The 13,257-nt window shown below is 49.2% G+C and carries 13 protein-coding genes and 2 tRNA genes; 13 read left to right on the top strand and 2 right to left on the bottom strand.

Annotated features, from left to right (window positions below):
- Nucleotides 1–31: 31 nt before the first annotated feature.
- From DFR42_RS00800 to DFR42_RS00860, 13 genes are all read left to right on the top strand, one after another.
- Nucleotides 32–304, top strand: a complete 273-nt coding sequence (locus tag DFR42_RS00800) for an HU family DNA-binding protein (protein ID WP_110253058.1) — start codon at nt 32–34, stop codon at nt 302–304.
- A 51-nt stretch (nt 305–355) separates the two neighbouring features.
- Nucleotides 356–431 (top strand) — tRNA-Val (locus tag DFR42_RS00805).
- Nucleotides 432–464: 33 nt separating this feature from the next.
- Nucleotides 465–541: transfer RNA gene (locus DFR42_RS00810), tRNA-Asp, on the top strand.
- An 86-nt stretch (nt 542–627) separates the two neighbouring features.
- Nucleotides 628–2,550, top strand: a complete 1,923-nt coding sequence (locus tag DFR42_RS00815) for a SurA N-terminal domain-containing protein (protein WP_110253059.1) — start codon at nt 628–630, stop codon at nt 2,548–2,550.
- 233 nt (nt 2,551–2,783) lie between these two features.
- Nucleotides 2,784–4,223 (top strand): cytochrome-c oxidase, cbb3-type subunit I, encoded by a 1,440-nt coding sequence (gene ccoN, locus DFR42_RS00820; protein ID WP_110254173.1) that lies wholly within the window; start codon nt 2,784–2,786, stop codon nt 4,221–4,223.
- 26 nt (nt 4,224–4,249) lie between these two features.
- Entirely contained in the window at nt 4,250–4,867 is a 618-nt protein-coding gene (gene ccoO, locus DFR42_RS00825) for a cytochrome-c oxidase, cbb3-type subunit II (RefSeq protein WP_110253060.1), read from the top strand.
- A gap of 49 nt (nt 4,868–4,916) precedes the next feature.
- Nucleotides 4,917–5,063, top strand: a complete 147-nt coding sequence (locus tag DFR42_RS00830; protein ID WP_110253061.1) for a cbb3-type cytochrome oxidase subunit 3 — start codon at nt 4,917–4,919, stop codon at nt 5,061–5,063.
- 2 nt (nt 5,064–5,065) lie between these two features.
- Nucleotides 5,066–6,067, top strand: coding sequence for a cytochrome-c oxidase, cbb3-type subunit III (ccoP, locus tag DFR42_RS00835; protein WP_110253062.1), 1,002 nt, complete (start codon nt 5,066–5,068; stop codon nt 6,065–6,067).
- 277 nt (nt 6,068–6,344) lie between these two features.
- Nucleotides 6,345–7,757 carry a cytochrome c oxidase accessory protein CcoG gene (gene ccoG, locus DFR42_RS00840; protein WP_110253063.1) on the top strand — a complete coding sequence of 471 codons (1,413 nt, stop codon included), beginning with the start codon at nt 6,345–6,347 and terminating at the stop codon, nt 7,755–7,757.
- A 9-nt stretch (nt 7,758–7,766) separates the two neighbouring features.
- The gene (locus DFR42_RS00845) at nt 7,767–8,312 is read left to right on the top strand and encodes a FixH family protein (protein ID WP_110253064.1); all 546 of its coding nucleotides are present in this window, start codon (nt 7,767–7,769) and stop codon (nt 8,310–8,312) included.
- A gap of 58 nt (nt 8,313–8,370) precedes the next feature.
- The gene (locus DFR42_RS00850) at nt 8,371–8,628 is read left to right on the top strand and encodes a hypothetical protein (protein WP_245936781.1); all 258 of its coding nucleotides are present in this window, start codon (nt 8,371–8,373) and stop codon (nt 8,626–8,628) included.
- An 11-nt stretch (nt 8,629–8,639) separates the two neighbouring features.
- Nucleotides 8,640–10,043 (top strand): oxygen-independent coproporphyrinogen III oxidase, encoded by a 1,404-nt coding sequence (hemN, locus tag DFR42_RS00855; RefSeq protein WP_110253066.1) that lies wholly within the window; start codon nt 8,640–8,642, stop codon nt 10,041–10,043.
- A gap of 1 nt (nt 10,044) precedes the next feature.
- Nucleotides 10,045–10,833, top strand: coding sequence for a sulfite exporter TauE/SafE family protein (locus tag DFR42_RS00860; protein ID WP_110253067.1), 789 nt, complete (start codon nt 10,045–10,047; stop codon nt 10,831–10,833).
- A 13-nt stretch (nt 10,834–10,846) separates the two neighbouring features.
- Here DFR42_RS00860 and DFR42_RS00865 read toward each other — a convergent pair whose 3' ends face one another.
- Both DFR42_RS00865 and DFR42_RS00870 read right to left on the bottom strand, forming a co-directional pair.
- Nucleotides 10,847–11,170, bottom strand: a complete 324-nt coding sequence (locus tag DFR42_RS00865; protein ID WP_110253068.1) for a flagellar basal body rod C-terminal domain-containing protein — start codon at nt 11,168–11,170, stop codon at nt 10,847–10,849.
- A 135-nt stretch (nt 11,171–11,305) separates the two neighbouring features.
- Nucleotides 11,306–13,234, bottom strand: coding sequence for an MASE3 domain-containing protein (locus DFR42_RS00870; RefSeq protein WP_110253069.1), 1,929 nt, complete (start codon nt 13,232–13,234; stop codon nt 11,306–11,308).
- Nucleotides 13,235–13,257: the final 23 nt, after the last annotated feature.

Below are 13,257 nucleotides of genomic sequence, written 5' to 3' on the forward strand. Positions count from 1 at the left end.
CGAAATTCAAATTTTTGTGAGGGGGCTATAAGTGAATAAGACTGAGTTGATCGATCATATTGCGAAAACAGCGGACATTTCCAAAGCGGCTTCGTCGCGTGCGTTAGATGCAGTGATCGGTGCGGTAAAAACGACATTGAAGAAAAAAGGCACAGTAACGCTGGTGGGTTTTGGTACTTTTTCTGTTGCCAAACGTGCTGCAAGACCGGGCCGTAATCCTAAAACTGGCGAAGCCATCAAAATCAAATCTGCCTGGGTACCTAAATTTAAATCTGGCAAAGCGTTGAAAGATGCGGTAAACTAATGCTCTTTCGTGGCTCAGTGACATGTGCCGCGATGTTTGTTTGTATGCGTGGGGCGCTTAGCTCAGTTGGTAGAGCGGAGCCCTTACAAGGCTTAGGTCGGGAGTTCGAGCCTCTCAGCGCCCACCAAGATCAGACAAAAGTAGTATTTGTAGTAAAAAAGGAGTGGTAGTTCAGTTGGTTAGAATACCGGCCTGTCACGCCGGGGGTCGCGGGTTCGAGCCCCGTCCGCTCCGCCAGAAAATCGAAAAGGCGAACGAAAGTTCGCCTTTTTTTGTATTCGTCAAATTGTTATTGTGATACTTAGCCACTTGATTGGTTGAACATGTTTGAATTTATTCGTAGCCATCAGCGCTTAATGCAAATTTTGTTAGCTGTTCTCATCTTGCCATCTCTTGTTTTATTTGGTAACACAGATGCTTTGCGTTCTATTGGTAAAGAGGAGGGCATTGCAAAAGTCGCAGGTGTTCCTATTACCCAGGCTGAGTTTGATCTGGCATTACGAGATCAGTTAGACCGTATGCGTCAAATGTATGGTCCGCAATTTGATGCAAAGATGCTCAATACTGTAGAAGCAAGGCAGAGCATCCTGGATGAGTTGATAGACCGGAAAGCTATAGCCGCTGAGATCGCAGTGAGAAAGCTGGCAATTGCAGACACAACTTTGCAGGATAAAATTGCCAAGTCACCTGGCATGCTGAAGGCTGACGGTCATTTTGATAATGAACAGTATACGCGCTTGCTGGCACAGCAGGGCATGACGCCTGTAATGTTCGAGCAACGTTTGCGTCAGGATATGGTGCTCCAGCAATTGCTGTCACCTGTTCAGGCTGGTGCTTTTGTACCAAAAACCGTAGCAGATCGCTTTTCAGCAATCAATGAGCAAGAGCGCGAAGTGCAGATGCTGATGTACAAACCAGGCGATTTCGCGGCCAAGGTCAAAGTCACTGACGAAATGCTCAAGGCTTATTATGAAAAAAACTCAGCGCAGTTTGCGATTCCTGAGCAAATTAATGCCGAGTATGTCGTCCTCAATAGTGAAGCACTGGCTGAGCAAATTACAGTCACTGATGCTGAAGTCCAGGCTTACTATAAATCGAATGAAAAAAGCTACACGACTGAAGAGCAACGTCGTGCCAGCCATATTCTGATTGCTGTTAGCAAGGATAGCAGTGCTGCTGACAAGGCCAAGGCAAAGACCAAGGCAGCCGATATTCTGGCCCAGTTAAAGAAAAAACCGGAAGACTTCGCTAAACTGGCGAAAGAAAATTCAGATGACCCAGGCACCAAAGAGAAGGGGGGCGATCTGGACTTCTTTGGCCGTCCTAGTGGCATGGTTCCAGAGTTTGAAGAAAGTGCATTCAAACTTAAGCAAGGTGAAATCAGTGACCTGGTTCAGACCGAATTTGGTTTTCACATTATTACCATCACAGCAATCAAACCGGCGACTGTAAAAGCACTGGATGAAGTAAAGGCGCAAATCTCTGCTGAAATCAAAAAACAAAAAGCTGTCAAAGCCTATGCAGAAGCGGCAGAGACTTTTGGGAATATGCTGTACGAGCAGGCCGACAGTCTGAAGCCTGTTGCTGAAAAACTGAAATTGAAGATTCAAACAGCCAATGGTTTGACTCGTATCAGCAAACCTGGTGTTCCTGCGACAGTTGAAGTCAATAATTCCAAGTTCTTGACAGCGTTGTTTTCCGACGATGTAGTGAAGAAAAAACACAATACTGAAGCTATTGAGATTGCACCGAATACAAAAATTGCTGGTCGTATCCTTGAGTACAAAGCTGCTTCCAAACGTCCATTTGAAGAAGTAAAAGCATCAATACAGGCGCAAGTAACAGCAACTGAAGCAGCGGCCTTGGCTGAAAAAGAAGGTATCGCCAAACTGGCAGCATTGAAAGCGGCTGATTCGACAGCTGGTTTTACTGAGGCAAAAATGGTGTCGCGCTTGAAAAATCAGGATATTCCAAGCGCGGCCTTGCTTGATCTGATGCGTGCTGATACGCAAAAACTGCCTGCCTTCGTTGGTACGGCTTTGGGTAATGCAGGTTATGTTATTTTCCGTATAGGCAAGGTAACTGCAGGTACGCCTGATGTTGCACGTCGTGCTTCTGAAGCACAGCAACTGGCCAATATGCAATCTTCGCAAAACATGTATGCTTATCTTGAGTTGTTGAAGCAAAGAGCAAAAGTGACTGTCAATAAAACTGCTGTCACTGCGCCAGTTACTGCAGCACCGTAATTTAGCTGCCCCTTATTTGGCTCGCCCTTATTCAGCGAGTTCTGGTTGTAGAGAAAAGGCACCCTTTGGGTGTCTTTTTTTTTGTGTTTTTTGAAATTTGATACTGTGCTTGCTTGCAAGTGTAGTCTTTCACTGGTTATTGACTTTGAATCTGGCCGCATTTGATGTGCATCAATGTAGCTGGGCAAGGCGATTGTTATTCTGGCGGTGTATTTTTACAACAGAGTGAGATCATGACAATAACTAAAGAAAACACATACAACTATCGGGTTGTAAGGCAATTTTCTGTCATGGCAGTGGTATGGGGAATAGTCGGCATGCTCGTGGGCGTGGTGATTGCAACCCAGCTTGCCTGGCCGGAATTTCTTGGGGGGATACCGTGGCTAAGCTATGGCCGCTTGCGCCCTCTGCATACAAATGCCGTGATCTTTGCTTTCGGTGGTTGCGCCTTGTTTGCTACTTCCTACTATGTCGTACAGCGCACATCTAACGTACGTCTGTTTGCAGAAGGTCTTGCCGAGTTTACTTTCTGGGGCTGGCAACTGGTGATTGTTGCTGCGGCCATCAGCCTGCCCATGGGTTTTACCCAGGGTAAGGAATATGCAGAACTCGAATGGCCGATTGATTTGCTGATCGCTGTGGTCTGGGTATCGTATGCCATCGTGTTTTTTGGCACACTGGTCAAGCGCAAGGTCGAGCATATTTATGTCGCTAACTGGTTTTACGGTGCCTTCATTATTGCCGTAGCGGTTTTGCATATCGTCAATAGCGCAGCTATCCCTGTGTCTTTCATGAAATCCTATTCTGCCTATTCTGGTGTGCAGGATGCGATGGTGCAATGGTGGTATGGCCACAATGCGGTGGGCTTTTTCCTGACTGCCGGTTTCCTGGGCATGATGTATTACTTCATCCCCAAACAAATTGAGCGTCCGGTTTATTCTTATCGTCTGTCCATCGTCCACTTCTGGGCTTTGATTTTCACTTACATGTGGGCGGGTCCGCATCATCTGCATTACACCGCCTTGCCTGATTGGGCGCAATCCATAGGCATGCTGTTCTCACTGATCTTGCTGGCGCCTTCCTGGGGCGGTATGGTCAACGGCATCATGACCTTGTCTGGTGCCTGGAGCAAGCTGCGTTCTGATCCTATCCTGCGTTTCCTTATCGTGTCCCTGTCTTTCTACGGTATGTCTACCTTTGAAGGCCCGATGATGGCAATCAAGACTGTGAATGCCTTGTCGCACTACACAGACTGGACCGTGGGTCACGTGCATTCTGGTGCCCTGGGCTGGGTTGGTTTTATCACGATTGGTAGTTTGTATTACCTGATCCCACGTCTGTTTGGTCAGACCCAGATGTATAGCAAACGTCTCATCGAAGTGCATTTCTGGGTAGCGACCATAGGTGTTGTCCTTTACATTGCTTCCATGTGGATCGCCGGTGTCATGCAGGGTCTGATGTGGCGTGCAGTCAATGACGACGGCACCCTGACTTACTCTTTCGTGGAAAGTGTCAAAGCGACTTATCCCTACTATGTGATACGCATGATGGGTGGCTTGCTGTACCTGGGTGGCATGCTGGTCATGGCTTATAACGTTGCTAAAACCTTGATGGCAGCCAAGCCTGTCAATAATGCGATCCCGGCCTTGCCTGCTGCTGCAGCGCATGCATAGATCATAGAAATCAAAGGAGAAATTTGATGCGTAATTTTACTCATGATCTGATCGAGCGGAATGTCGGCTTGTTGCTGGTGCTGGTGATTTTGACGATCAGCGTTGGTGGTCTGGTCGAGATCGTTCCCTTGTTTTTTCAAAAGTCGACGACCCAGCCTGTACAGGGTATGCAACCGTACTCGGCCCTGCAACTTGCTGGCCGCGATATTTATCTGAGAGAGGGCTGCTATGGTTGCCACTCACAGATGATACGTCCCTTCCGTGCAGAAACTGAACGCTATGGTCACTATTCAGTGGCAGGTGAATCTGTCTACGACCATCCTTTCCAGTGGGGCAGCAAGCGCACAGGTCCTGACCTGGCGCGGGTAGGTGGTCGCTATAGCGATACCTGGCACAAAGACCATTTGAATGATCCGCGTTCCGTGGTGGTTGAGTCAAACATGCCTGCCTATCCATGGTTGGCCAAGACCCAGCTGGATGCAAACGCAATCGCTCCAAAATTGCAGGCCATGAAAACCCTGGGCGTGCCATATACCGACGAGCAGATCAAGGCAAGCGCAGCTGAAGTCGCCAATAAGACCGAGCTGGATGCACTGATCGCTTACCTGCAGGTGTTGGGTACAGCAATCAAGAACAAGAATTGATACAGGAATAGCGGGGCCATCGCGGCCCTGCCTCTCGGGGAGAAATAAAATGAATTTCACGATAATCAGCAGCGTAGTGACGGTCATCAGCCTCATCGTATTCCTTGGCATTCTTTACTGGGCATTCAGTGCCTCCAACAAGGAAAAATTCGAAAAAATGGCACGCTTGCCAATTGATAATGAGAATGGAAAATAGCCATGGCAGACTTTTTTAATGAATGGTGGAGTACTGGCATCGCCATCGCTACGGCCTTGTCTATGCTGGCCTGTGTTTTATTGTTGTGGTCACAATCCAAGGTCAAGGTAAAAGTAGGCAGTGATGGCAAACCCTTGCCAGCAGAGACTACTGGTCATGTCTGGGATAATGATCTGATGGAGCAAAACAATCCCCTGCCTAAATGGTGGATGTGGTTGTTTTATCTGACCGTGGTGTATAGCGTCGGTTATCTCGTCGTCTATCCTGGCTTTGGTAAATGGCAGGGTACATTTGGCTGGAGCCAAAAAGGCGAGTATGAAAAAGAGATGAAGGACGGAGAAGCACAATACGGCCCCATCTTCAATAAATACCTGGCCATGGATATCAAGGCAGTGGCCAAAGACCCACAGGCACGTGACATTGGTCAGCGTCTGTTTCTTAATACCTGCGCGCAATGCCATGGCTCTGATGCGCAGGGTGGCAAGGGCTATCCTAATCTGGCCGACAATGACTGGCTGTATGGCGGTGATCCACAAACCATATTGACGACCATACGCGAAGGTCGCCATGGCCAGATGCCACCCATGGGCGCAGCCCTGGGCACGGACGATGATGTCAGGAATGTCGCCAACTATGTGCTGAGCTTGTCCAGCTCTGCCCATGATCCTATCAAGGCGGCTTTGGGTAAATCCAAATTTGCTGCCTGCGCCGCCTGTCATGGTGGTGATGGTAAAGGGAACCAGGCTCTGGGCGCGCCCAATCTGACAGACAAGGTATGGCTGTATGGCGGTGGTATCGACAATGTCATGGAAACCATCAACAAGGGTCGCAATAACCAGATGCCAGCCCACAAGAATATTTTGACTGAGGGCAAAGTGCACTTGCTGGCAGCCTATGTCTGGGGTTTGTCTAATAACTCCGCCTCTGCGCAAATAAGTGATGCAGATGCGGGTGCAGTTAAACAGATCGCTGCAACTGCTTCAGAAGCTGCTGCAAGCAAGTAATTCATGATACCGATGACAGCGCTAATCAGGCATAAGGAGGAGCAATGATCATACAGCACGCCCCGCCTGCCCTGGATAGCGCTGTCTTTTTGCCTTAGAACCTGCTTACGATCTTACTGCGCGAGCGCAACCGAAATTAATGCGGGGCCTCATGCGCTGCTCAAAATGCTCATGTACTAGAGTACATTCCGCTTTTTGCGCTGCTCTTCAACCCGCTGACGCACGCTCGCTACAGATCGTAAACACGTTCTTACTAAATAAGAAGAACAGAATCACCATGAAGCACATACCCATCATCCCGGTGCCGATAGACGAAGCTGAATTGGCGCTTTTTGAAGAACGCAGAAAGATTTATCCGCGTACACAAACAGGCTGGTTTTCTTCCTGGCGCTGGGTATTGGTATTTTTTACCCAGGCATTATTCTACGGAACTGCCTGGCTGAACTGGAATGACAGGCAAGCGGTCTTGTTTGATCTGGTTGCCCGCAAATTCTATATTTTTGGCCTGGTCCTGTGGCCGCAAGACTTTATCTATCTGGCAGTCTTGCTGGTGATTTCTGCCCTGAGCCTGTTCTTGTTTACTGCCATAGCTGGCCGTTTATTTTGCGGCTATGCCTGTCCGCAAACTGTCTATACCGAGATTTTTCTGTGGATAGAAGCGAAGATAGAGGGTGAACGCAATGCCAGAATCAAGCTGGATGCCTCGCCCATGTCGGCGCACAAGTTCTCACTCAAATTCCTCAAGCACTTTATATGGATAACGCTGGCATTGTGGACAGGTTTCACCTTTGTTGGCTACTTCACACCCATCCGTGAACTGGCAATCTCGGTAGGTGATTTTACCCTTGGCCCGTGGGAAACATTCTGGTTCCTGTTTTACGGTTTTGCCACGTATGGCAATGCAGGCTGGATGCGTGAGCAGGTTTGCAAATACATGTGTCCTTATGCTCGCTTCCAGAGCGCCATGTTTGACAAGGACACGCTCATCGTCACTTATGACACCGCGCGTGGTGATCCCCGTGGTTCCAGAAACAAGAAGATCGATTACAAGGCCAAGGGCCTGGGTGATTGTGTCGATTGCGGGATTTGCGTCCAGGTTTGTCCAACAGGGATTGATATCCGCGAAGGCTTGCAATATGAATGCATAGCCTGCGGAGCCTGTATTGATGGTTGTGACCAGGTGATGGACAAGATGGGCTATGAGCGTGGCCTGATACGCTATACCACCGAGCATGCCCTGACACGCAAGCTGGATGACAAAGCCATGTGGAAACGTGTGTTCCGGGCGCGTACTTTGATCTATGGTGGCTTGCTCGGCCTGATCATCTTGCTGGCAGCAGTTTCCCTGGCCATGCATACACCTTTGAAGGTCGATGTCATCAAGGACAGGGGTATGCCAAAAATTACTGAAACGGGTGCGATAGAAAATGTCTACCGTTTGCAAGTGATGAATACCCAGGAATCAGGGCGCCATTACAGCGTGGAAGTGCAGGGCGCTGCCGGTGCTGTCATTGTTAATCCTGCTGATCTTGAAGTTGGCTCTGCAAGTACAAAAGCATTTCCGATCAGGGTCAGGGTGCCTGCCAATGTGCTGGCTGGCGGGTCTAACCGCATACGTTTTGTCGTCAAGGATATTGACTCACCAGAAGTGACGGTCACTGAAAAAGCCGTGTTTACCGTGCCACGATAGGAGAAGAAAATGGAAGCCAGTCTGATGCCCCCAAAATCCAGGCGCGATACCTGGTACAAAGAACCATGGTTGCTGCTGGTTGCAGGCGGCCCCGCCTTTGTGGTGTGTGCCAGTATCTATACCGGGTATGTTGCCATGCGCGGTGCTGACAAGGTAGTCGCCGAGGATTATTACAAGCAGGGCCTGATGATCAATAAAGACATACAGCGCGATGCAAAGGCCAGGGAATTGCAATTGAATGCCTATCTCAATGCCGACTTTGCCAGGGGTAAGATACTATTGCAACTCAGTGGCAAGGGTAATTTGCCAGACAACATACAACTCAGCCTGGCCAATGCGGCAACGGGTGGTAATTCGGTAAGCGAAGTCATACGGCGGTTGCCGCTGAAGCAGATAGGCCCGGGCCAGTATGAAGGCGAGCTGAAACTGCTGCCACATGCCGGGGAAGACGCAGTCAGGTTGTTCCATATCAAACTGGAGACCACAGACTGGCGTCTGACTGGCGACTGGTTTGATCCAGGACAAAAACCAGTGCAACTGAATGCAGCAAAATGAGGGCAATCCCTGAATTTTGCTGATCTGAGGCTGGATAACCACTAGAAGGGGACAGGATTTGGAACATAGCACTCTCACAGCACGCAAACCACAGTTGCGTTCGATGTTAATGATCGTTTTGTGGCCCGCTTTTTTGATGGCTTGTGCGGCAACAGGCTTGTTCTTCAGCATGGTTGATCCCATGGAATTGATCGTGCTGGACAAGCGCCTGCAAATGCATGAGACGGGTGTTTATACCGTAGGTTTTTTTGCCTTCTGGTTGCTGGGTATCCTGTCTAGTGGTTTGACGGCTTTGCTTGTGCAAAAAGCACACTAGAAAATTACATCATGAAAATGAACGAAGCGGCTGCATTTCCAGCGATAGAAATCCCTGAAGACCTGATACGCCGCTTCGATAGTCTGGGGCCGCGTTACACCTCCTATCCGACGGCAGACAGGTTCACTGATGACTTTACTGCAGAGTCATATGTCAGCTATTTGCAGGCCCGTAGCCAGCTGACAGACAAGCCGCCTCTGTCGCTCTACATACATATACCGTTTTGTGCTTCGCTTTGTTATTACTGTGCTTGCAACAAGGTCATTACCAAGGACCATGGTCGCTCGGCCAAATATCTGGAATATCTGGCCAAGGAACTGCGCCTGGTCGCGGCGCACTTGGGTGGGCGTGAAACCCTGAGCCAGTTGCATCTGGGCGGCGGTACTCCCACCTTCCTCAGTCATGCTGAATTACGTCAATTAATGCAATTGCTGCGTCAGTATTTTGACTTTTCTGATGATGCGGAAATATCGATAGAAATAGATCCGCGCACCGTCACTACCGAGACCTTGCACGTATTGGCAGAGCTGGGTTTCAACCGCACCAGTCTGGGTGTGCAAGATTTTAACGCCGATGTACAAAAGGCAGTGCACCGCATACAGCCTTACGAGATGGTGGCGCAAACCGTGGCAGACAGTCGCAACTGTGGTTTTCAGTCGATTAATTTTGATTTGATCTATGGCTTGCCCAAACAAAACCTGGAGAGTTTTTCGCAAACCCTGGATCAGGTCATTGCCTTGTCGCCAGCCCGCATTGCCTTATACAACTATGCGCATTTGCCGACACGCTTCAAGCCACAACGCCGCATTGCTGAGACCGATTTGCCATCGGCTGAACAGCGCCTGCAGATTTTTTTGATGTCCATACGGCGCTTGCTGGCAGAAGGCTATGTCTACATAGGCCTGGACCATTTTGCCAAACCGGATGATAGTCTTGCACTGGCGACACTGGATGGCAGCCTGCATAGAAATTTCCAGGGTTATACCACGAGAGCTGACTGTGATCTTATCGCTCTGGGTTTGTCGGCAATCGGCAAGGTGGGTGCTTCATATGGCCAGAACCTGCGCACACTGGATGAGTATTATGCCTGCCTTGATCAGGGTAAATTGCCTGTAGAAAAAGGTTATCACCTCGATGCCGATGATATCTTGCGCAGGCAAGTCATCATGAGCCTGATGTGCAGCAATACCCTGAATTTTCAATTTTTGGAAATGCAGTATGGAATTTCTTTTCATGAATACTTTGCTGCTGAATTGTTGAAATTGCAGGATTATGCAAAAGAAGGTTTGTTGCTCATTGATGATTACAGCATCAGTATCCCGCCCAGAGGTCGTTTATTTGTGCGCGCACTGGCGATGGTATTTGATGCTTACCTGGCGCAGCAATCAGGTGCCAGATATTCCAAACTGATTTGATATGTTGACCTTGCCTCTGGTATTTGCTGCGATGACTGCCGGAGCCATAGGCGGCGTGCATTGTGTCGGCATGTGCGGAGGCATATCCACGCTGTTGACCCGGACTGGGCAAAATCGCCAAGCACGAGGTGCAAGCAAGATCATTCCGATTGCCATGCTTGCCCAGGGTGCTCAGGGTAGTACAGTGCGGACCGCCAACAGCCTGCCAGGCAACTTGCTTTATCAAGCCTTGTTGCAAAGTGGGCGCATTTTTACCTATGTAATTGTGGGCGCGATATTCGGTGGCTTGGGCACTGCCGGAATGCTGTTCAAACCTTATTTACCAATTCAGCAGATCCTGTTTGTTGTCGGTAATTTGATGTTGATACTTTTGGGTTTTCGCATAGCGGGTTTGTCACCCCATCTGCCATTGCTACAACATGCTTTGGCAAATTTGCATGCCAGTTTGAGCAAGAAACTGCCATCGCTGCAAGAGGCCGCAAAATATCCATTTTTAATGGGGATGAGCTGGGGTTGCCTGCCTTGTGGACTTTTGTATGGCGTTGCGCCATTTGCCCTGCTATCAGGCGATGCCTGGTCGGGCGGCGTGCTGATGCTGATTTTTGGCCTATGTGCATTACCACATCTGTTACTGACTCAAGCACTCTTGCAGCAAGTGCAGGGTAAAGCCATCATGCGTGGTGTGCGTTATCTGGGGGCGCTGATACTGATGGGGATTGGTGTTGCGGGTCTGTGGTATTTTGATATGAAGGATATGCCATCTTTCCTGTGTCTGGTACCAGCTAATTAGCGAGCTGGCAATCTCAGGCCTTGATGTCAATCAGTGTACCCAGCACTTCATCTGCTGTTTTGACGACCTTTGCTGACAAGTCAAAACCTAGCTTGAATTGCAAGGATTGCACAATTTCATTTGCCAGATCAGTACCGCTCAATTCCTGAGATGCCAGGCTGCTGCCTTCCTTACTGATGTTGGCAATCACACCACCGGCTGGCTGCTCCTGGAAGCTGGCTTGTTGCGGTATGAAGCCTGCGGTACTTGCATTCGCCACATTATGGCCAGAGCTGTCCAAAGCCGTGCTATAGGCCTTGAGTCCTGAAAGACCGCTGCTGAGCGCCGAAACTGACATGAAAAAACTCCAAAATAGAATGCGAACTTCCGTAAGCTTATACTGGATTTTGCAAGTCTGCTTGCCTGCCGAATTTGCTTAACTTATTGAATTTCTTTATTTTCTTTACTTATTTACTTTGCTTAGTGGCTTGACTTAATTCATTGGCAAATTAATTTTTAGCCTGGTTCCTTCACCCGGCTGACTATCCACCAGAAATTCACCATGCATGGCCTTGACGCGTTCGCGCATGCCGACCAGACCGAAGGAGCTTGATTTACGCATTTCGTCGGCTTCTATGCCCTTGCCATTGTCAGTAATGCTGAAACTCAACATGCTGGCAGTGCGCTCAAAAATAATTTGTACTTCTGTGGCAACTGCATGTCTGACCACATTCGTCAGTGACTCTTGAACGATGCGGAAGATGGCCGTGCTGCGTGCATCATCAAGCGCGAGCTGTTCTTCATTGGCTTGCAATTCGCAGTCTATGCCATGACGGATGGAAAAATCCTTTTGCAGGGTTTGCAGGGCAAAATACAAACCACCTTCATCCAGAGCACGTGGTCTGAGGTCGGTGGCGATACGCCTCAGGGTAGTGATGGAAGTCAGCAACAACTGGTCCATGCTGTTCATGGTTTGCTGGGTTTTTTCCGTTACCACACTGTCCCTTTGCAGCAATGATAAGTCCATGCGCAGGGCGGCCAGCAACTGACCAAGATCATCATGCAATTCGCGTGCGATATGCTTGCGTTCTTCTTCACGTATGCTTTGCAGGGCGGCTGATAACTGCGTCAGTTCATCGTGGTAAAGTGCCATTTTTTCTTTGGCGACCTTGCGCTCGGTAATGTCGCGGAAAATGACCGTGTAAAAACGCTTGCCGTTTTCTATCTGGCTGGAGATGGAGGCTTCGATGGGAAATTCTTCTCCATTGGCTTTGACACCGGTGACATAAAAATCTTCAAAATTACCACCCATCTTCCGGCGGGTCTCACCTGTTTCTCCAAATTGTTCTACATGTTTTCCGTGTACTTTGCGATGGCGTTCTGGCAGTACGAGGTTGAGCGAGGCACCCAGCAAATCTTCTACGTCATAACCGAAAGTGGCAGCAGCGGCAGGGTTGACCAGAATGATGGACTGGGTTTGATCGATAGTGATAATGCCATCGATGGCGGTATCTATCATGCGGCTCAGGCGCTCCCGCTCTATGCTTAGTTCTTCTGCCGAACGCGCCAGATTCTCGCTGGTCTCAGCCAGGGTCGCATAAGGAGTATGAATATTAATTGCTACCATGCCGCGATAGATGGCGATTGCTGCCAGCAACTGGAATACGTGGCCAATCGCGACGAAGATATCGTAGCCATTGGTGTAAATGGCAAAATACACTTCCGAGATTGCCAATAACACGGCCGCCAGGAACAGAGGGGCAGGTTCAATTTGCAGGCGGCTTCCATGTTCATTTGTTGTTGATACGGCATCACCCTGTTTGTTCATTTGGTAGGCGGTGAACAGGTTGATGGCTATCAGGCCAATTTCACAGGCCAGCTTGAATGAAGTTTGTCCCTGGCCTTCGATATAAGTCAGGGGCAACAGGTGCGGAAATATAAATACCGTCGTCATCCAGCCTGCAGTCGCCAGCAGTCCGGCAATCAGGACAAAGTAAGCCTGCCGCGGGCTGACTTCTGAATCTTCCGGTGCCAGTGCCAGACCCAGCAAGGTAGTGGCGATGAAGGAACGCGACAGCAGCCAGAATAGCAGGGACTTGTGCATATCCTCAGCAGCAGGAAAACCTGGCATACCCTGAAAGCTGATGGCGTGCATGAAACCCAGGATGGCAGTGCACAAAAAGGCGACCGCCAGGATGACACTGCTCTTTTTCCTTGCGCCGCCAAAGGCATTCCAGCACACGATAAACACCGATGTAAAAATGACGATGGTGATGGTTTCCAATACCGTATGTACAGGTAGAGGGGCGGGCATACGTATGGCAGACAAGCTGTCATGATTGAGCCACAGGATGAGGGAAAGGATAGCGAGCGTACCCGCTATCCAGCGGGCGCTTGTCAGTCCGGGGTATTCATGTGCCATATGTTTTTATTGTAGGAAAAGAG

Source organism: Undibacterium pigrum (assembly GCF_003201815.1).
GTDB lineage: Bacteria > Pseudomonadota > Gammaproteobacteria > Burkholderiales > Burkholderiaceae_D > Undibacterium > Undibacterium pigrum.

Excerpts from the sequence above, each read along its gene's own strand:
- DFR42_RS00865 (WP_110253068.1), bottom strand. The coding sequence starts at position 11,170 with ATGTCAGTTTCGGCGCTCAGCAGCGGTCTTTCAGGACTCAAGGCCTAT.
- DFR42_RS00815 (WP_110253059.1), top strand. The coding sequence starts at position 628 with ATGTTTGAATTTATTCGTAGCCATCAGCGCTTAATGCAAATTTTGTTA.
- ccoG (WP_110253063.1), top strand. The coding sequence starts at position 6,345 with ATGAAGCACATACCCATCATCCCGGTGCCGATAGACGAAGCTGAATTG.
- DFR42_RS00860 (WP_110253067.1), top strand. The coding sequence starts at position 10,045 with ATGTTGACCTTGCCTCTGGTATTTGCTGCGATGACTGCCGGAGCCATA.
- DFR42_RS00870 (WP_110253069.1), bottom strand. The coding sequence starts at position 13,234 with ATGGCACATGAATACCCCGGACTGACAAGCGCCCGCTGGATAGCGGGT.
- DFR42_RS00845 (WP_110253064.1), top strand. The coding sequence starts at position 7,767 with ATGGAAGCCAGTCTGATGCCCCCAAAATCCAGGCGCGATACCTGGTAC.
- ccoO (WP_110253060.1), top strand. The coding sequence starts at position 4,250 with ATGCGTAATTTTACTCATGATCTGATCGAGCGGAATGTCGGCTTGTTG.
- DFR42_RS00830 (WP_110253061.1), top strand. The coding sequence starts at position 4,917 with ATGAATTTCACGATAATCAGCAGCGTAGTGACGGTCATCAGCCTCATC.
- ccoN (WP_110254173.1), top strand. The coding sequence starts at position 2,784 with ATGACAATAACTAAAGAAAACACATACAACTATCGGGTTGTAAGGCAA.
- ccoP (WP_110253062.1), top strand. The coding sequence starts at position 5,066 with ATGGCAGACTTTTTTAATGAATGGTGGAGTACTGGCATCGCCATCGCT.
- hemN (WP_110253066.1), top strand. The coding sequence starts at position 8,640 with ATGAAAATGAACGAAGCGGCTGCATTTCCAGCGATAGAAATCCCTGAA.